General features: G+C 66.2%; 14 protein-coding genes and 1 pseudogene. 3 read left to right on the top strand and 12 right to left on the bottom strand.

The window, feature by feature from the left end; translation table 11 throughout:
* Positions 1-81: 81 nt before the first annotated feature.
* The gene (locus ABNK63_RS10140; protein ID WP_350015540.1) at positions 82-804 is read left to right on the top strand and encodes an rRNA pseudouridine synthase; all 723 of its coding nucleotides are present in this window, start codon (positions 82-84) and stop codon (positions 802-804) included.
* Positions 805-1,062: 258 nt separating this feature from the next.
* Here the strand turns inward: ABNK63_RS10140 and ABNK63_RS10145 are convergent, their stop codons facing one another.
* The 6 genes from ABNK63_RS10145 to ABNK63_RS10170 all read right to left on the bottom strand — a co-directional run bounded on the left by ABNK63_RS10145 (position 1,063) and on the right by ABNK63_RS10170 (position 6,943).
* Positions 1,063-1,776, bottom strand: a complete 714-nt coding sequence (locus ABNK63_RS10145) for an ion channel (RefSeq protein ID WP_007805876.1) — start codon at positions 1,774-1,776, stop codon at positions 1,063-1,065.
* Positions 1,777-1,865: 89 nt separating this feature from the next.
* Positions 1,866-4,586 (bottom strand): Ig-like domain-containing protein, encoded by a 2,721-nt coding sequence (locus ABNK63_RS10150; RefSeq protein WP_350015541.1) that lies wholly within the window; start codon positions 4,584-4,586, stop codon positions 1,866-1,868.
* A gap of 142 nt (positions 4,587-4,728) precedes the next feature.
* Positions 4,729-5,199, bottom strand: a complete 471-nt coding sequence (locus tag ABNK63_RS10155; protein ID WP_007805880.1) for a GNAT family N-acetyltransferase — start codon at positions 5,197-5,199, stop codon at positions 4,729-4,731.
* A gap of 3 nt (positions 5,200-5,202) precedes the next feature.
* Positions 5,203-5,961: an arginine deiminase family protein gene (locus ABNK63_RS10160; protein WP_238530887.1), complete on the bottom strand. Its 759-nt coding sequence runs from the start codon at positions 5,959-5,961 to the stop codon at positions 5,203-5,205.
* The gene (locus ABNK63_RS10165; protein ID WP_202946792.1) at positions 5,958-6,152 is read right to left on the bottom strand and encodes an oxidoreductase-like domain-containing protein; all 195 of its coding nucleotides are present in this window, start codon (positions 6,150-6,152) and stop codon (positions 5,958-5,960) included. The genes ABNK63_RS10160 and ABNK63_RS10165 overlap by 4 nt, the downstream gene beginning before the upstream one ends.
* A gap of 116 nt (positions 6,153-6,268) precedes the next feature.
* Positions 6,269-6,943 carry a methyltransferase gene (locus ABNK63_RS10170; protein ID WP_350015542.1) on the bottom strand — a complete coding sequence of 225 codons (675 nt, stop codon included), beginning with the start codon at positions 6,941-6,943 and terminating at the stop codon, positions 6,269-6,271.
* Positions 6,944-7,244: 301 nt separating this feature from the next.
* Here ABNK63_RS10170 and ABNK63_RS10175 point away from each other — a divergent pair, with 301 nt between their 5' ends.
* Positions 7,245-10,007 carry a M14 family zinc carboxypeptidase gene (locus tag ABNK63_RS10175; protein ID WP_007805889.1) on the top strand — a complete coding sequence of 921 codons (2,763 nt, stop codon included), beginning with the start codon at positions 7,245-7,247 and terminating at the stop codon, positions 10,005-10,007.
* Positions 10,008-10,028: 21 nt separating this feature from the next.
* On the opposite strand, the gene ABNK63_RS10180 is transcribed toward ABNK63_RS10175, so the two are convergent.
* From ABNK63_RS10180 to ABNK63_RS10205, 6 genes and pseudogenes are all read right to left on the bottom strand, one after another.
* Complete coding sequence (locus ABNK63_RS10180) at positions 10,029-11,489, bottom strand: GGDEF domain-containing protein (RefSeq protein WP_238530888.1); 1,461 nt, start codon at positions 11,487-11,489, stop codon at positions 10,029-10,031.
* Between the two features lie 852 nt (positions 11,490-12,341).
* A complete protein-coding gene (locus tag ABNK63_RS10185; RefSeq protein ID WP_350015543.1) occupies positions 12,342-13,151 on the bottom strand; it encodes an SAM-dependent methyltransferase in 810 nt (269 codons plus the stop codon).
* A gap of 678 nt (positions 13,152-13,829) precedes the next feature.
* Positions 13,830-13,946 (bottom strand): annotated as a pseudogene (locus ABNK63_RS10190) (calcium-binding protein); the annotation flags it as partial.
* 432 nt (positions 13,947-14,378) lie between these two features.
* Positions 14,379-15,278: a DUF3014 domain-containing protein gene (locus tag ABNK63_RS10195; RefSeq protein WP_350015544.1), complete on the bottom strand. Its 900-nt coding sequence runs from the start codon at positions 15,276-15,278 to the stop codon at positions 14,379-14,381.
* 133 nt (positions 15,279-15,411) lie between these two features.
* Positions 15,412-16,173 (bottom strand): ABC transporter permease, encoded by a 762-nt coding sequence (locus ABNK63_RS10200; protein ID WP_007805897.1) that lies wholly within the window; start codon positions 16,171-16,173, stop codon positions 15,412-15,414.
* Complete coding sequence (locus ABNK63_RS10205; RefSeq protein WP_007805898.1) at positions 16,170-17,096, bottom strand: ABC transporter ATP-binding protein; 927 nt, start codon at positions 17,094-17,096, stop codon at positions 16,170-16,172. The genes ABNK63_RS10200 and ABNK63_RS10205 overlap by 4 nt, the downstream gene beginning before the upstream one ends.
* A gap of 150 nt (positions 17,097-17,246) precedes the next feature.
* On the opposite strand from ABNK63_RS10205, the gene ABNK63_RS10210 reads away from it, so the two are divergent.
* On the top strand, positions 17,247-18,467 hold the full coding sequence (locus ABNK63_RS10210) for an FAD-dependent oxidoreductase (protein WP_007805899.1): 1,221 nt from the start codon (positions 17,247-17,249) through the stop codon (positions 18,465-18,467).
* The last annotated feature ends 79 nt before the right edge of the window (positions 18,468-18,546 follow it).

The raw sequence follows: 18,546 nt of genomic DNA on the forward strand, positions 1-18,546 counted from the left end.
ATCCGGCGCCGATTGCCAGCCACCGATTTCCCGCGCCGAAGCCGGCCTACAATGGCCCACCCTCACCCGCTGGCATGCCCGATGACCGAATCCCTCCGCCTGGCCAAGCGCGTCGTCGCGCTGGCGCAATGTTCGCGCCGCGAGGCCGAGCAGTACATCGAGGGCGGCTGGGTGCGGGTCGACGGCATCGTGGTGGAAGAGCCGCAGTTCATGGTCGACACGCAGACCGTCGAGATCGACCCGGCCGCCAGACTGGCGCCGCTGGAGGCAGTCACCCTGGTGCTGCACAAGCCGGCCGGCTACGACGCGGGCGACGGGCCGAACCCGGCCCGCGCGCTGGTCACGCCGGCCACGCGATGGACCGACGACGCTTCCGGCGTGCGGCCGCTGCAGCGGCACATGCACGGCCTCGGCGCGCCGCTGGCCTTGCCCACCGCGGCCAGCGGCCTGCTGGTGTTCACCCAGGACTGGCGGGTCAGCCGCAAGCTCACCGAGGACATCGACCGGATCGAGCAGGAGTTCGTGGTCGAGGTCAGCGGCACGCTGAAGGAAAACGGCCTGGCCCTGCTCAACCACGGCCTCAGCTTCAACAACTACGCGATGCCGCCGATCAAGGTCAGCTGGCAGAGCGAGCACCGCCTGCGCTTCGCCTTCAAGCGGATGTCGGCGAGCCGGATCGAGCCGATGTGCCACGCGGTCGGCCTCGAGGTGCTGGCGATGAAGTGCCTGCGGGTGGGGCGCATTCCGCTGTCGAAACTGCCGCCGGGGCAATGGCGCTACCTGGCCCCCGACGATCGCATCTGAGCACCCTGCCCGGAACCGGCGGAACGGCTTAGACTTCCCATGCGTCACTGCCAACCATCCACATCGCGGAGAGCAACATGAGCAAGGGCATGGATTCAAAGAAGGACGAGAAGAAGAAACCGGCCAAGACCATGAAGGAAAAGAAGGCGGCCAAGCAGGAAAAGAAGAAGAACAGCAAGTAAGCGCCCGCTGCCCCGGCGAACCGCGGGTCACCGCGGTTGCGCCGGGACACCTCGCCCGGCGCACCTGTCGCTGTCGCTACTCGCCCTTGCGCAACAGGGTCAGTCCGATCAGTCGCGACACCACCAGCGCCATGTACATCACCCCCACGAACATCTCCAGGCTGGCCACCGCACGGGCGTGCACGGTGACCGGAATGACGTCGCCGATGCCGGTGCTGGACATCAGGGCAAAGCTCAGGAACAGCAGCTCGGTCCAGCTGCGCGGCGCATCCGGATTCACCGCCGCCGCGAAACAGCCCGGCTGCAGGGTCTGGCACAGCACGAACAGATAGGTGAACGCCCAAGCCAGCAGGGTGAACGTGGCACCGGCCGCGAACAGTTCGTCGCTGGTGGCGCGCCGGTCCGCCAGCATGTAGCGGATCAGGCAGATCGCCGCGTAGAAATGGAACAGCGACTCCAGCGCCGCCCACCAGGGTTTCAGCCCCGGCAGGCCGAGTGTCAGGTCGAGCACGTTGAACAGCACCGCCGGCACCGCGATGGCGGCACTGATCCATGCCCGCCCCGGCGTACGCTGCACCATCGCGATCGCCAGGCACAGCACCAGCACGCCGAACGCGCCGAACAGCGCGCGGGCCGGACGGGTGTGTTCGATGAACGGGTACAGCAGCAGCCCGATCAGCTGCACCAGCAAGAGCACCGCCGAAGGGTGCCGCAGGATGCGCACCAGCCAGCGCAGGTGCGCGTAGCGGATAAGCTTCCCGGTGGTCCCGGTCGCGTCGATGTCACTCATCCCTCGTTCCCTGCACGGCGTCGAACCGACGCAGTGTAGCCGCAGCCGCGAGCATGGCGGGAAGCTTGCGCTTCCCGCCATGTGCACACTCACTGCGCCTCGACGCCCACGTCATCCAGCACGAACGAAGTTGCCAGGCTGGCGTCTTCCTTGCCGTAGAAATTGATCTGCACGGTCTGCCCCTTGTACGCATCCAGGTTGATCGTGTGTTGCTGGTAGCCGCTGGCGGCGTTGGTGTTGGAGAAGCTGGCCAGGTTGATGTACTTGCCGGTCGAGGTGATCAGCTGCACCTGCAGCGTGTCGTACGCGGTGCTGCCCGACTCGGCCGTGTCCACGTGCAGGAAGAACTTCAGCGTGGCATGGGCAACGGTGACGGGAATGCTGACCTGCTGTCGCACGTAGTCGGTGTGGCTGCTGCCGTAGCCGTCCAGCCACGCCTTCCAGCTGCCGGCATGGGCAGGCTCGCTGCTGTCACTGGTGATCACGCCGCTGGTTTGCGTCCATCCCGTGGTGCCGCTTTCAAAGCCGCCGTTGGCGATCAGTTGCGTGGGCGTGCCGGTGGCATTGGAGACGCTGAAGGCCACCGCCGTGCTGCTGCCGATGTTGCCGGCGGCGTCGTACGCCCTGGCGATCAGCGCATGCGCGCCGTCGCTCAGCGTGGTCGAGTCCAGCGTGGCGCTGTACGGCGAGCTGGCGTCGGTGGCCTTGAGCGTGCCATCGACGTAGAACTCCACCCGCGCCACGCCGACGTTGTCGCTGGCGGTGGCGTTGAAGGTGATGCTGCCGCTGCTGCCGCTTTCGGAGGCGCTCACCGTGGGGGCAGTGTTGTCGCCAGAGCTGCCGTTGGCCACGCTGAAGCTGACCGGGCTGCTGCTGCCGACGTTGCCGGCCGCGTCATACGCCTTGGCGATCAGTGCATGCGTGCCGTCGCCCAGCGTGGTCGAGTCGAGCGTGGCGCTGTACGGCGAGCTGGCATCGGTGGCCTTGAGCGCGCCGTCCACGTAGAACTCCACCCGCGTCACGCCGACGTTGTCGCTGGCGGTGGCATTGAGGGTGATGCTGCCGCTTCTGCCGTTCTCGCTGGCGGTCGCGGTCGGCGCCGTGGTGTCGCCGCCACCACCGGAACCCTCGGTCACCCATACCGGCGCGGACCACAGCCGCAGGCCATTGGCCTGGGTGATCTTGGCGTAGTAGAAGTGCTCGCCCGCCGTCGGCGTGACCGTGGTGGTGGCCGTCCCGGACAGGCTGGTGACGCTGCCATTGCTGCCGGGCACGCCCTCGAACAGCTCCACGTGCTGCGCCGTCTGGCCGGAAGTGCTGGCGTAGTTCACGTCGAGCGTCAGCGGACCGCTGTTGGCGAAGCGCTCGCCCATCACGTGGCCGTTCGCGGTCAGCACGATCTGCGCGGTCTTGTCCTCGGTGGCGAACACGCGCCGGGCGCGCAGCGCTTCGAGGAAGCTGTCCAGGCTCAGCGCGGTGCCGGTCGGGATCAGCACGCCGGTGCGGTTGCTGAAGCTGGCGCCCCAGTTGGCGCAGTGGTTGTCCTGGTCCGAACTCGGCGCCACGTGGTAGCCGCGTTCGAGGATCGTGTTGAAGGCGATCTCGTAGTTGGGCCGCACGGTTTCCGATTCGGTGGTGTTCACCGAGAACGCCGAGCTGTTCAGCACCTCGGCCAGCACCATCACCTGGTCGCCGTCGGCGGTATAGCCGAAGTCGGTGCCGCCGACCTTGAACTGGCCGCTCTGCGCGGGGTGATTGAACTGGCCGATCCAGCCCTTGCTGCGCATCAGCGTGTACAGCGAGCCGTAATCGCCCTTGGCGATCTCGTAGTCGCCGATCAACTGGCCGGCGCTGTTCTTCTCCCACTCGATCAGGCCGTCGGCGTTGAAGATGTTCATGTGGCCGCCGTTGCTGATCACGCCCCATTCCTGGCCGTAGATCGCCAGGAAGTTCGGGTGCGCGGCACGGAACGCGGCGGCGGCCTGCAGGCCCGAGGCGAACAGGTTGTGCGCGGTGGCCGGGTTGGCCGACGTGTTGGTGCCGGTGGAGCCGTCGTACATGTGGTTGTGCTCGGACGTCATCAGCATGTCCAGGCCGCGACCCATCGCGTACTGGTAGGCATCGGTCGGGCCGTAGGCACTGCTCTGCGGATTCTGCTCGCCGTGGCAGGTGGCGAGATCGCCGCCGCCGTCGCTGTGATTGGTCTGGCTGTGCAGGTCGCCGTACCAGACCGTGTAGGGCAGCCCGCCGGTGCTGGCCGCGAAGGTCTGCGGGGCAGCATGCTGCGCCAGCGCGGTGAAGCGGGGCATGACCGCCGCCGGCACATGGCCGATCTGGATTTCCTGGCGCTGCTCGGTGATCGCCTCGGGCGCGAGGCGTTCGGCCAGCGTCAGCGCACGGCTGGCCAGGCCGCTGCCGATGCGGTGCGCGTTGTCATCGTCCAGCGCGATCGCCCGCAGACGCAGGCTGTAGTAGCCGGCGGCCAGCGGCTGGTGGCGCGCATCGAGGCCGTCCCAGTGGATGCTGGCCTGCGCCTGGCGCGTGTGCAGCACGGAGCCGCCATTCCATTCGCGCAGCGTCTGGCCATCGCGATCGAGCAGCGCGACCTGCCACGCCACCGGCGTGCCCGGGTTGGCCCCGGGGTATTCGAAGTGCATCACGATGTCCCGCCCTGCCGTCGCCTGGAACGGCACCTGCAGTGCGGCGTCGAATTCCTGGTGATCCGGCAGCAGCGGAGCGGCCAGCGTCGGCCAACAGGCCACGCATCCCGCGAGCATCAGGCTGCGGACGATCTTGTTGTTCCACGACATTGATAAATCCCTACGCGTTGGCAAGGATTCCCCCGGCGCGTTTTATATGCGACCGGCGCTTGCCGCGGTATGACCAAAATTCGTAGTTGCGGTGACAGCCGGCGCAAGAACTCGCGGATCGGCGCGGGTCAGGAGGCCCGCTTCATGGCCGATCCAGATGCATCGGCTGGGTCACCAGGCCGTTGTCGCTGATCTTCAGCGGCCCGCTGCAGACGAAACCCAGGTGCCGGTAGACCGGCACCGCCATCGCCGAGGAATTCAGCGTGAAGTGGCGCGTGCCGGCGCGGCGAACTGCATCGTCCATCGCGCGTTGCCACAGTCGGCGGGCAATGCCGTGGCCGTGCAGGCGCGTGCCGACGAAGAACTGGAACAGGTGCGATTCGTCGCGCATCGCCGCCACGCCCACCAGGCGCCCGCCATCCTGCCAGGCCAGCTGGAAGCGTTGGCCGGCCAGGATCTTGCGCCGGATCACCCGGGCGCCCATGCCGTAGAGCAGCGACGCTGCCGCGCTGGCCGGTTGCTCCGGCAGGATCCAGCGCCGGGTCACCCGGCGCGCCAGCACGCCGATCGCGCGGGCGTCCTGCGGGCGGGCCAGGCGGTAACGGATGAGCACGGTTCAGTCCGTGGCGCGAAAGATCAGGCTGCAGCAGGTCACCGCGCCTTCGGCCTTCTGCAATTCGGAGACGTCGACGGCGGTCACGGCGAAACCTGCGTCCAGCAGGCGTTGCCGCGTGCGCGGAAAGCTGGCCGGCATCAGCAGGGCATCGCCGACGCGCACCACGTTCGCCGCATGCGGTTCGGCCGGGTCGACTTCGATCACCCGGAAACCGGCGAAGCGTGCGCGGTCCACCCAGGCCGGCTGCAACAGCACGGTGTGGTCATCGAGCTGGGTCACCGCCGATTTCAGGTGCAGGCAGCCGTGCGTGGGTACGCCTTCGACGGCGTAACCGTGTCCGGCCAGCAGTTCGCGCAGCTGCGCGATGCCTGCGGCATTGCTGCGCGCCGACTCGCCGACGTGCAGCGTGCGACCCAGTCGCAGCACGTCGCCGCCGTCGATGGTGCCCGGTGCCTCGATCGCCAGCAGCGGTCGCCACTCACCCAGCGCCGCGGCGATGCTGGCCACCTCGTCGCGCCTGGACGCGGCGCCGGGTCGGGTCAGCACGGCCACCTCCTCCAGCACGATCGCGGTGTCCTCGACGAACACCGAGTCGGGCATATCGGCTTCGGCCGGCAGCGCGATCACCCGGCAGCCCAGCGTTTCCAGCGCGCGCTGGTAGGCGTGATGCTGCGCGCTGGCCAGCGCCACGTCGATCGCGGCGCGTTCGACGAACGACAGCTCGCAATCGCCGAGTGCCGGGCTGACCTCACGCGTCATGGCGATCCACATGGTTCGATTCCCCTTGCTTGTCCCGGATGGCGCGCATGCCACGCCGCCAGCGCGCGCTCGTAACGCTCCAGCGCCTCGTCGTGCACGTCGTACACGCAGCGCACGCAACCTTCGCCGCAGCAATCGGCCGCATCGGGCTCGGGCGGACGCACCGGTGGCGGATCGTGCGGATCGGCCACCGGTGCGACGGGTTCATCGGAATTCACGGCGCTCCTGCGGGCATCGGCGAATGGGCGTGCCGCCCCGATGGTGCCGCCAGAGGCCGCCGCAACTCAAGCGGATCGCGTTGCGCCGATCACTTGGCGGGCTTGCGGAAGCGGAATATGAACTGGTCGGTGTGGCCACGTATCGCCTTGTCGAACACCTTGATGTCGTGCGGATCGGCCGCGTTGTGCAGCGCCTTGCTTTCGCCGTCGAAGACGAAGCCGGCGGCCTCCACTTCCTGCTTCACCGAGGCCGGGTCGATCCGATGCAAGGTGTTCGTATCGGCGAGTCCCGACCCGGCCGGAGCGACGTGGTCGATGATCACGAACAGGCCGCCGGGCTTGAGCGCATCGAACACCTGACGATTGAAGGCCGCGATGTCCATCGGCCCCATGAACGGATCATGGAAGTCGTGGTAGTTCTGCGCGGTGAACACCAGGTCCACCGGCGCCGGTGCCTGCAACTTCGCCGCCGGCTGCTGCAGGATGCCCACGTTGGCGTAGTGCGGCGTGGCCGTCAGCTTCTGCCAGTTGGCCAGGCTTTCGGTGTCGAACTTGCCCATCTCGTTCGGCCACACCGTGTAGACGTGACCCTGCGGCCCCACCACGGCGCTGAACACGCGGGTCCAGTAACCGCTGCCCGGGACCAGTTCCAGCACGCTCTGGCCCGGCCTGACCTGGGCGAACAGCATCACCTGTTCGATCTTGCGGCGGGTGTCGTCGCCCTTGTCGGCGGCGCGGGCGGGGTCGTTCAGGGCCTCCTCCACAGCGGCCTTCTCGACACCGGTCTTCCCGGCCTTTTGCGAGGCCGCGTGCGGGTTCGGCGCGTGGGCCGAAACGGCGACGGGAACTGCGAGGCAAAACAGGGCTGCAAGCACGGTCGGTCGCATGACGCTGCTCCATGGCAAGGGGTCTGCCGATTGTGCACCCGAATCGCGCGGCGAACCCGTGCCGACCGGCACGGTGCATGCGGGCCGAATCCCTACCTGACTGATGGCCTATCCGCAGTCCGGCGCGCTCTGGCAAAGTGGGGAAATCGGCCGGCCACGGCCACGGGGGAAGCTGATCATGCATACGACCATCCGGTTCTCATGCGGCGTGCTGTTCTCGCTCGGCGTGTTCGCCGCCCAGGCCGCCAGCACCGTCGTGGCCAATGACTACGCCCGCGCGCCGGATCAGCCGGTCGACCAGGCCTATACCGACCAGATCCTGAAATTCACCACCGACCCGTCGTTCAACACGCCGCTGACCAGTTACCTGCCCGCCTCCGCCAGCGTCCCCACGCCGGAGAAGGTGCTGGGCCATGTCGCCGGCGCGCCGAACTACCTGCCGTACAGCGCCGACGTCCATCGCTATTTCCGGGCGCTGGCCGCCGCCAGTCCGCGGGTCAAGGTGTTCACCATCGGCAAGAGCGAGGAAGGCCGCGAGATGATCGCGGTGGCGATCGCCGACGAGAGCCTGCTGGCCGGGCTGGACGCGAACCGGGCGCGGCTGGCCCAGCTGGCCGACCCGCGCACGATAGCCATGGACGATGCGAAGGCCGACCAGCTGGTCGCCCAGTCCACCCCGGTCTACTACATCACCGGCGCCATCCACTCCACCGAGACCGGCTCGCCCACCGCGCTGATGGAACTGGCCTACCGCCTGGCAGTGGACGAGGCGCCGTACATCCGCCACATCCGCTCGCACGTGATCACTCTGATCACGCCGGTGGTCGAGGTGGATGGCCGCGACCGCATGGTCGACCTGTACAACTGGCACCTGGCCCACCCCGGCCAGAACTACCCGCGGCTGATGTACTGGGGCCACTACGTGGCGCACGACAACAACCGCGATGCGATGGGCATGTCGCTGGCGCTCACCCGCAACGTGGCCGACACCTTCGTGGGCTGGCATGCCCAGGTGCTGCACGACCTGCATGAATCCGTGCCGTTCCTGTACGACAACACGGTGGGCGACGGCCCGTACAACGCGTGGATCGACCCGATCCTCACCGGCGAATGGCAGCAGCTGGGCTGGGACAACGTGCAGCAGATGACCCGGCTGGGCATGCCCGGCGTGTTCACCCACGGCGACTTCGACACCTGGAGCCCGGGCTACCTGATGTTCATCGCGGCCATGCACAACGGCATCAGCCGGCTCTACGAAACCTTCGGCAACGGCGGCGCCGACACCGTGCAGCGCATCCTCGAACCGTCCGAGTACGAGCGCACCTGGTACCGGCCCAACCCGCCGCTGCCCACCGTGCTGTGGTCGCAGCGCAACAACAACAATTACCAGCAGACCGGCCTGCTCACCGCGCTGAACTATTTCGCCGGCAATGGCCAGCAGTTCCTGAAGAACTTCTACCTGAAGGCCAAACGCTCGATCGAGAAGCCGCAGCAGGCCGGGCCCGCCGCCTACGTGTTCAGCGCCGGCGATCCGCGCGCCGGCTCGCGCGCCCAGTTGCTGCGCGTGCTGCAGCGCCAGCATGTGGAGATCAGCCGCACCAGCGCGCCGGTCACCGTGAGCCTGCCCGCCCCCGCCGACAAGCAGAAGAAGCCGGCCACGCAGACGTTCCCCGCCGGCAGCTACGTGGTGCGCATGGACCAGCCCTACTCGCGCATCGCCGACACCTTGCTGGATCGCCAGTACTGGTCGCCGAAAGATCCGCAGCAGCATCCCTACGACGACACCGGCTGGTCGATGGGCGATTTGTTCGACGTGCAGGTGGCGCGGATCACCGATCCGGCGATCCTGCAGGCGCCGATGAGCCTGGTCGGCCAGCCGGTCGACGTACCGGCGGGCCTGGCCGCGATCGACCTGCCCAACGGAAAGCTGCCCCGCATCGCGCTGATGCACACCTGGCTGGGCACCCAGACCGAAGGCTGGTGGCGCATCGCGCTGGACAACCTGCAGGTGCCGTACGACTACATCAGCACCCAGGATGTGGCGAGGATCGGCGACCTGCACGCGAAGTACGACGTGATCCTGTTCGCCCCGATCGGCGACACCAGCACGCGGGAAATCGTCGACGGCATGCCGATGTGGGGCAACCCGCTGCCGTGGAAGACCACGGCGCTGACGCCGAACCTGGGTCGCATCGATGCCACCGACGACATGCGGCCCGGCCTGAGCAGCAGCGGGCTGGCCAGGCTCCAGCAGTTCGTGCGCGACGGCGGGCTGCTGGTCACCGCCGAGGACACTGCGAAGTTCGCCATCGACACCGGCATGGCGCCGGGCGTGTCGATCGTTCCCACCAGCCGGCTGAAGGTCGTCGGCAGCGTGCTGCAGGCGAAGTTCGTCGACCGGCGCAGTCCGATCGCCGCCAGCTACACGCGCGAAGAACTGGCCCTGTACAGCGCGGCCGGGCAGTCGTTCAGCGTATCCAGCCTGCTCAGCGGCGACCGCGGCCTGCCCAGCGCGAAGAACTTCCAGCGCCCGACCGGACGGGGCGGCCCACACGACACCGACACGCCGGAAGGCCGCGCCGCGACCGCCGCGCCGGCGCTGCCCGACGTCAAGCCATGGCAGCCGATGCCGCTGAACGCCGAGCAGATGCGCAACAACCCGTGGGTGATCCCGCCCGATCAGCGACCGCAGGTGATCCTGCGCTACGCCGCGGCGAAGGACCTCTTGATCGCCGGCCTGCTCGATGGTGGCGACGAGATCGCCGAACGCGCCGCCGTGGTCGACGCCCGCTACGGCAAGGGCCATGTACTGCTGTTCGCCAGCAACCCGATCTGGCGCGGCGAAACCATCGGCAGCTACCCGCTGGTGTTCAACGCCATCCTCAACCATGACCGGCTGGATGCGCCGGCGGGCAAGACGGCGGAGCGCGCTTCGCGATAAACCTTTCCCGCAGGAAAGGGCTCAGGCCTGCTCGACCGCCACGCCGGCGACACGCTCGCGTGGCTGCGCGTCATCGCAGACGCGGACCCGGTTGCGGCCCTCGCGCTTGGCGCGGTACAGGCCGTCGTCCGCATCGATCAGCAGCTTCCTGAGGTCGTAACCCGAACGCTCGATGGTGGCCACGCCGAAGCTGGCCGACACCGCCACCGCCAGCGAATCGTCGCTGCCGGCCGCGTCGGCGATCGCCGCGCGGATCTGTTCGGCGCGGCCCAAAGCCTGTTCCAGCGTGCATTCGGGCAACACGATGCCGAACTCCTCGCCACCGAGCCGGCCGAAGATGTCGGTGGAGCGCAGGTGTTTCTGGCAGGCCGCCACGGCGCGTTTCAGCACGCGATCGCCCACCGCATGCCCGTGCGTGTCGTTGACCACCTTGAAGTGGTCAAGATCGATCAGCACCAGGCAGGCCTGCCGCGACGACTTGCGGCAATACTGCAACTGCAGTTCGGCCGAACTGACGAAATGCTGCCGGTTGAAGATCCCGGTAAGCCCGTCGCGCCGCGCCAGCTTCATGAAGCGCAGTTGCGAGCGCTTGATGCGGTAGGTCCAGAACGCGATGAAGCCGAGCACGGTCAGCAGCAGGATGATGTACAGCCGGTTGGTTTCCGACGCGCTGCGATCGAGCGACTGCTGCAGCTGGAGTATCCGGTTCTGCTTGTTCAGCGTGTCGATCTGCAGCTTCTTCGCCGCCACCTGCTGCTGCACGGTCTGGAACGCCAGCGCCTTCGCGCTGAGCTCGTCCAGATAGCCCTTGTCGGCAGTCATGTACTTTTCGTGGTACGCCAGCGCCGAAGCGACGTCACCCTGCTGCTTGGCACCCAGATACAGGATCCGGTAGGCCGTGCTGATGGATTCGGCGTAATGGTTGTGCGTGCCGTGCGTGACCGCCGCCAGCGCCGACTCCCGCGCCAGCTGCAGTTGCCCGGTTTCGTAGTAAGCGGCAGCCAGCAAGGCGTTGAACTGGGCCAGCTGGGGTGCGTAGCCATCGCGTTCCGCCGCCGGGTAGTTCTTCCGCAGCAGGGCGATCGCCTGCTCCGGATGCCCGCGACTGACATCCAGCTTGGCGACGAAATAACGAATGCCATTGGCGTAGAGGCTGTTGCGTTCCTTGATGCAGACCTCGATGCCCTGCGCCATCAACGATTCGATGCCCTGCCACTGGCCACTGCCGAACAGAGCCGCGATGCGGGCATGGTCGTCCACGCAGGTATACCCGTCGCTGGCCAGGCCCTGCTTGAATATCTCGTTGGCGTAATAGGACGCCAGCTCATACTGGCCAGCGTCCGCATACAGGGAAGACGCCACTACAAAGCCCTGTTCGCGGTAGCTTGAAAGAATGCCGCTTCCTTCCTGCAATAGAACCACCAACTGGCTCAGCTGGCTGAACGCCTCCACGAAGCGGGATTGTTCTGACAATGAGTTCACACGCAGCGTCGCGGCCCCTATGCGTGTATTGACATCCTTTGATTCGTCAAGGATGGCAGCAATCAATTTATCCGATTTCTTGTAGTCACCATCGATTGCTGCTCGCCAGGCTTGCAGATAATGCAAACGTTGGCGCTGTTCGGTGGACAGCTTGCTATCTTCCTGCTCGATCAAACGTAGCAAGCGCAGGCATTGTTCGGTAAGCGAAGACGTGCAAGTTTGCGATTCGGCCTGCTGCAATAGCAGTGCCCCTACATCGCTCCCCTTCGAATCAGCGGCATTGGCCACACCGATGAACAGCGCGAGAGTGGTAATTGCGCTCGTCAGCAGCCGTCGACACAAAGTGCCTGAGACAGACATGGATCAGGGCCGTAGCAGTTCGCGCTGATGGCCCGGATTTCCTGCAAGGCCCGTAGATATTGAACTATCCCGAGTTTCGTCCTGCTCACCTTCCTCTGGAGGTGGCGGCGGCACAGCCGGCTGCATGGGGCTAGGCCCGGGCCCTGGAGGATGAGGCGGTGCTATTAAGACGCAAGCAGGATTTGTTCCCAGCAACGTGTTCAGCTGCCGTGCGTTCCTGGAAATTACCGCCGACTGCACCTCGGGTGAAAAACCGGTGGCGGAAAGAACTTCACCCAACTCCTCCGGCGACGCCTGCGACAGCTGCGCGTCGCCACCCATCCTTTCCATGAAATCGATAACGTCCAACATGGTTTGTTCCCCCTGAAAACCCCAACAGCATGCATGCGCGCTCGGCACTGTTCCGACGCATCATATTCCGTTTGAAGCAACCCCGATTCCGCATCTTAACGCGCTACTCAACCGGGACGCGAGTGCGGACCAGGCCCGCTGTCAGGATGGCGTGGCAACGGCACGATCCAGCGCATCCAGCCGCGCCAGAATCTCGGGGTTGGCTTGCATCGGGCGGGCCGGCGGAAGCACCACCGTCTCGGCCATGCCGATGACGGCCCGGGGCAAGGCGCCCAGCGTGGTCCGCTCCATCCGGGGCCGGTCGATCGGCAGGGTCGCCGCGCGGTAGATGATCACCTCGTGGGTCAGCGGGTAATCACGCGCCAGCACGTCCACCAATACCTGGCGATAGGCGGCGTTGGTCGAGAAGCGCGCCATCGACTGGTCGCCCACCACGCCGACCTGCCACAGGATCAGGTAGGCGGTGGGGTCGATGCGGCGCCGGTAGAACAGCAGCTGGCTGGCTTCGTAGTGCTGGCAGCCATACGCACCCGGGTCGATGCCCAGATCGGCGTACAGGCAGTCCTCGGCCGACACGCCCGGCTCCATGTGTGCGCGATAGCCTTCCTCCCGAGCCAGTTCGATCGCCTTGTGCGGCACCCAGGCGAACACGCCGGGATGACCGTAGAACACCCCGCAGACCCGCTTGCCCGCGCGCACTTCGACCAGCATGGCCTCGACCATCTGCCAGTAGGTGTTCATGCGCGAGCTGCCTTCCTGGTAGAACGTCTGCAGGCTGCGCACGTCGGCATGCATGCGCCGCAGCCACAACTCCACGATGCCATCGGACAGCGCGAAGAACACCACGTCGGCCTGTTCGATATGGCTACGCGCCAGCGGCCCCAGGTGCGAACCCAGGGTCATGCCCAGACCGACGCAGACCAGGCTTCCGGTCGAAGGCGTTGCTTGCATCTTGTTGCTCGCTTGAGATGGATCGGTCCGTTGTACCCGAATCCCGCGTCGACGGAAACGCCCTCCTCGCCGCCCCGCCAAGGTGCGACGGCTACACTGCGCGGTGATCGGGAACCCGCCTTTGTCGCCCGCCTCTTCAAGCCCGACGTCCCTGGTTTCCACGTTGGCGATGTGGACGCTCCACGCGTCGAGAGCCGTCCGCACGACATAGTGGAGGGGCGCGTCACGACGGGATTTCTACTGGTTCAGCACCTGGCGCCGTCCGGTCTATTCCAACCGGAGGGCGGCTGGAAGTACGCCCTGGAGCCATTGTCGGTATCGCCACCTGTGTGGACGGCCCGTTTGCGTTGATCGCGCACGTTGGCGCATCTGCCATGCAGCGAATCGGGACGTGGCTCGCGAAAGCCGAAAGGTGAAATTGCGGCATCTGCGCTCACCCCGCCCAGTATCCGGACGGGGTGTTGATCACTGCTTACACCAAGGCGGAACGTCCCGCAGTTGATGCCATCTTCATCAACCGCCGGAACCCTTCGGGGGACGCACGGCAGGCGATTCACCCGAATACTGCCGCCGGGCATCTCCCGCGTAGGGTGAAACCTGGCACTTCGCCTCGGTATGTTGGTCATCCCGACAGGCTGTCGAACCAATGCTGCCCAGGTAGCTCACGTACTCTCCCTCGGAAAGCCGGTGATCGCGATTCAAATCATATTGATCGAAGTGCGCCCGCAATCCGGGAAGGTCTTTTGGAACCTCCGAACGGCTGATCACTCCGTCGCCATTCTTGTCGACATTGGCGAAATAGAGCGGCGAACTGCTTGCGCTATCCGAGGTGACATTCTGTGCCGAAGCAAACGAGGGCAACGAAATCCCCGCCACTGCCAAAGCCAAGCCAAGCGTTGTGATGCCGAACTTCTTCATGAGTCATTCCCTCGATCGACGTGATGATGCAAACGATTGTTCTGGACATGCTTGCCTGGCGAATCGACTGAATAATCGCCCTCGTCAATGCCAAAGCTTTGCCCATCGATTGTTGGTCGGGTCCAACATCTCTTCATACACGTATAACGCACGCAACAATCACTTGCAAACAGGCGCGGATTCAATCGCGAAGCTTTCCCTGGTCGAGGCAGGCGTCGAATGAATCTGGTGCGATTGCACGGGAATGCCAGCGCCTTGCGGGATCACGATTGAACATTCAAATGGACGTGGTGATGCGTACGGGCCAGGTCAGTCGTTGCGCCCGCCATGTGGATCTTTCGCCACAAGTTGCATCCGGATCGCCCGCAGCTTCGCCTTGATCCTGGCCTCGTTGGCGGAGCCGACGCGCAGCAGCAGCTTCTGTCCGGTCGACAGCGACTCCAGTACGGGGTCGGCATGGACGTAGAACGTCTTCGAGCGCACCACCACGGGCGGTTGGGCCGGTTCCGGCGCCGCCAGCAGGTCGTCGATCACCACGATCAGGCGATCGTTGAAATAGCCCTTCGGGTAGCCCAGTTGCCGGTAGGCCTGCTGGAACAGCGGATAGGCACGTGCGTACCAGGCCACCAGTGCCTGCGGGTCGGTGGCGTCCACGACCTGCATGTAAGGGGCGTAGCGGGCGCTGTTGCCGGCGCCGATCACCGTCGCGCCGTCGACCTCGTCGACCGCAAAAGCGCCCTTGGGCACATGCGCCGGCAGCGTGAACGTACCCAGCCCGTCGTGCCGGGGCAGCGCGTCGATGGTGGTCACGATGCGGGTGATCAGTTGCTGGCTCACCAGCAGCGACGACAGGTCGCTGCCGCCGGCCAGTGCGGCCAGCGCCGAAGCGACGCCGTCGTCGCTGTCATCCAGTGCGGGCAGCGCGGCGGTCGAGGCGGTTGCGGGCCCGGCCTGGGCCTGCTCTATAGGATGCTGGACCGGCGTGCTGGCCGGCGCCGTTTCGGTCGATGTCGGCAAGACCCGCGTGGTCGGCGCCGGCGCGCCTGCGTGCATGGCCTTGCGTGCCAGGTAGACGCCTCCTGCCACGATGGCGATGACCACGACCACCGCCGCGATCCAGCTGACTGCCGATGCCTGTTGCTTGGCCACGATCTCTCCCGTTGTGCCGTCGAATGTCTGGTTGGACTTGCCCGCGCACCATTCGTTCATGGCGCCGGCGGTTTTCGCCCGGACGGAACGTAGCCGCGTTTCGGATCGGCGACCGCGCACCCGTTCCATTTCGGCGCGTGTGCAAGGCATGCGCCGCGACCATGGCGCGGCGAACCTGCCGTCCCGGCCGGGCTCAGGCTTTCAGCCGATACCCGCTGCGGAAGATCCACCACACCGCGGCGAGGCAGCTGGCGAGAAATACCAGGGTCATACCCACGCTGACGCCCACGCTCACATCGGCAACGCCGTAGAAGCTCCAGCGGAAGCCGCTGATCAGGTAGACCACCGGATTGACCAAAGTGACCTTCTGCCAGAACGGCGGAAGCATGTGGATCGAGTAGAAACTGCCGCCGAGGAAGGTCAGCGGCGTCACGATCAGCAGCGGCACCAGCTGCAGCTTCTCGAAGTTGTCCGCCCAGATGCCGATGATGAAGCCGAACAGGCTGAAGGTCAGCGCGGTCAGCAGCAGGAATGCCAGCATCCACAGCGGGTGCTCGATCTGGAACGACACGAACAGCCGTGCGGTGGCCAGGATGATCAGGCCCAGGATGATCGACTTGCTTGCCGCCGCGCCCACGTAGCCGGCCACGATCTCGAGCGGGGACACCGGCGCCGACAGGATCTCGTAGATCGTGCCCACGAACTTCGGAAAGTAGATGCCGAACGAGGCGTTCGAGATGCTCTGCGTCAGCAGCGACAGCATGATCAGCCCCGGCACGATGAAGGCGCCGTAGCTGACCCCGTCGATCCCGTTCATGTGCGAGCCGATCGCCGCGCCGAACACCACGAAGTACAGCGAGGTGGAGATCACCGGCGAAACGATGCTCTGCAACAGCGTGCGCCAGGTGCGCGCCATTTCGAACAGGTAGATCGCCCGAATCGCATAGATGTTCATGCGCGCTCCCTCACCAGGTTCACGAAAATGTCCTCCAGCGAACTCTGGCTGGTCCTGAGGTCCTTGAAGTCGATGCCCGCCTCGGCGAGCCGGCGCAGCAGCACGTCGATGCCGGTGTGCTCGCCTTGCGCGTCGAAGGTGTAGACCAGCTGGCTGCCGTCGGCCGACAGCTCCAGCGCATAGCCGGACAGCGAGGCCGGCACGCTTTCCAGCGGACTCTGCAACTGCAGGGTCAGCTGCCTGCGGCCGAGCTTGTTCATCAGCTCGGCCTTTTCCTCGACCAGGATCAGCTCACCCTTGTTGATCACCCCGATGCGGTCGGCCATCTCCTCGGCCTCATCGATGTAGTGCGTGGTCAGGATGATGGTGACGCCGGTGTCGCGCAGCGCGCGCACCATCGCCCACATGTCGCGGCGCAGCTCCACGTCGACGCCGGCGGTGGGTTCGTCCAGGAACAGGATCTGCGGCTCGTGCGACAGCGCCTTGGCGATCATCACGCGGCGCTTCATGCCGCCGGACAGCGTCATCAGCTTGCTGTCCTTCTTGTTCCACAGCGAGAGGTCCTTCAGCACCTTCTCGATGTACGCCGGGTTTGCGCTCCTGCCGAACAGGCCGCGGCTGAAGCTGACCGTGTTCCACACCGTCTCGAAGGCGTCGGTGGTCAGCTCCTGCGGCACCAGGCCGATCTTCGAGCGCGCCGCGCGATAGTCGCGCACCACGTCGTGGCCGTCGGCCAGCACCGTGCCCTCGCCGGGATTGACGATGCCGCAGATGATGCTGATCAGGGTGGTCTTGCCGGCACCGTTGGGTCCGAGCAGGGCGAAGATCTCGCCCTGGCGGATTTCCAGGTTGATGTCGTTCAGTGCCTTGAAACCGGAGGCGTAGGTCTTGCTGAGTCGTTGTACGGCGATGATCGGCGGCACGCACATGTCCTGGCAACGATCGGGGAAAGCGCATGGTATGCCGGTGGCGGCGGCCAAGGCCAGCCCGCCAGTCCGCCGGTGCCGCTCACGAGGCGACGACATGGGACACCCGACGCTGCGCCATCCACTCGAAGCCACAGGTCAACCGGCATGGATCTCAAAAGCGGCTATCCGTTCTGGGCGATCAGCAACGGCCTGATGCATGCTTTCCCGGCATTGCAGCAGGACACGCGCTGCGACGTGGTGGTGATCGGCGGCGGCATCACCGGCGCCCTGATCGCCCATGAACTGGTCGAGGCGGGCCACGACGTTGTGGTGGTGGAACAGCGCGACATCGGCTGGGGCAGTTCCGCGGCAAGCACGGCGCTGCTGCAGTACGAGATCGACACGCCAATGAGCGAACTGGCACGACGTTACGGCGAGGCCGACGCGGCGCTTGCCTACACCGCCTGCGCCGAGGCGATCCCGCGCCTGGGCACGCTGGCCCGTGAGGTGCGCGACGTCGGCTTCGCGAAGATGCACAGCCTCTACTACGCCAGCCGCCGCCGTGATGTCCCGGCGATGCGGGACGAACTCGCGCTGCGTCGCAGGCATGGCCTGGCGGTGGCATGGTTGTCCGCCGACGCGCTCCGTGGCGACTACGGCATCGAGGCGCCAGGCGCGATCCTCAGCCGGCTGGCCGCCCGCATGGACCCGTACCGGATGGCCAACCGGCTGTTCGCCCGTCTCGAACGCCGCGGCACGGCCGTGTTCGATCGCAGCACGATCCATTCCATCGAAGCGGGGAGCCGGGGCGTCACCCTGCGCAGCAGCGACGGCATCCGCCTGCGCGCGGAACATGTGGTGGTCGCCGCCGGCTACGCCAGCCAGCAATGGCTGAAGGAACCGGTGGCGCGAAACCGCAGCAGCTACGCGTTCGTCACCGATCCGCTCGACCCGGACGCGTTGCAGGGCCTCGCCGACACCATGGTCTGGGAAACCGCCCGCCCCTACCTGTATCTGCGCAGCACCGCCGACCACCGCCTGCTGGTCGGTGGCGAAGACGACGCCAGCGACGTGCCGGCCCTGCGTGATGCCCGGGTGGACCGCAAGGCGCGCAAGCTGGTGACCAAGGTGGCCAGGGTCATTCCCGGGCTCCGACTGACCCCCACCTTCGCCTGGGGCGGCACCTTCGCCGAAACCGATGACGGCCTGCCGTTCTTCGGGCCGCATGCGCAATACGGGCCGCGCGTGCATTTCGCGATGGCTTATGGCGGCAACGGGATCACTTACAGCATGCTGGGCGCGGACCTGATCCGCGCGCTGATCGAGCGGCGCAGGCATCGTTTGGCATCGCTGTTCTCGTTTGCCCGGCTGGAGCGCAAGCCATGAGCCGCCAGCCGGCCGATGACACCATCCCGGCATCCGGTGCCATGCCCGCATCCACTCGCGTTCGCGGCACGTAGCATGA

The sequence above is a fragment of the Rhodanobacter sp. IGA1.0 genome, assembly GCF_040208325.1.
Lineage (GTDB): Bacteria > Pseudomonadota > Gammaproteobacteria > Xanthomonadales > Rhodanobacteraceae > Rhodanobacter > Rhodanobacter spathiphylli.

Excerpts from the sequence above, each read along its gene's own strand:
- ABNK63_RS10185 (WP_350015543.1), bottom strand. The coding sequence starts at position 13,151 with ATGCAAGCAACGCCTTCGACCGGAAGCCTGGTCTGCGTCGGTCTGGGC.
- ABNK63_RS10195 (WP_350015544.1), bottom strand. The coding sequence starts at position 15,278 with ATGAACGAATGGTGCGCGGGCAAGTCCAACCAGACATTCGACGGCACA.
- ABNK63_RS10140 (WP_350015540.1), top strand. The coding sequence starts at position 82 with ATGACCGAATCCCTCCGCCTGGCCAAGCGCGTCGTCGCGCTGGCGCAA.
- ABNK63_RS10200 (WP_007805897.1), bottom strand. The coding sequence starts at position 16,173 with ATGAACATCTATGCGATTCGGGCGATCTACCTGTTCGAAATGGCGCGC.
- ABNK63_RS10160 (WP_238530887.1), bottom strand. The coding sequence starts at position 5,961 with ATGACGCGTGAGGTCAGCCCGGCACTCGGCGATTGCGAGCTGTCGTTC.
- ABNK63_RS10175 (WP_007805889.1), top strand. The coding sequence starts at position 7,245 with ATGCATACGACCATCCGGTTCTCATGCGGCGTGCTGTTCTCGCTCGGC.
- ABNK63_RS10145 (WP_007805876.1), bottom strand. The coding sequence starts at position 1,776 with ATGAGTGACATCGACGCGACCGGGACCACCGGGAAGCTTATCCGCTAC.
- ABNK63_RS10210 (WP_007805899.1), top strand. The coding sequence starts at position 17,247 with ATGGATCTCAAAAGCGGCTATCCGTTCTGGGCGATCAGCAACGGCCTG.
- ABNK63_RS10150 (WP_350015541.1), bottom strand. The coding sequence starts at position 4,586 with ATGTCGTGGAACAACAAGATCGTCCGCAGCCTGATGCTCGCGGGATGC.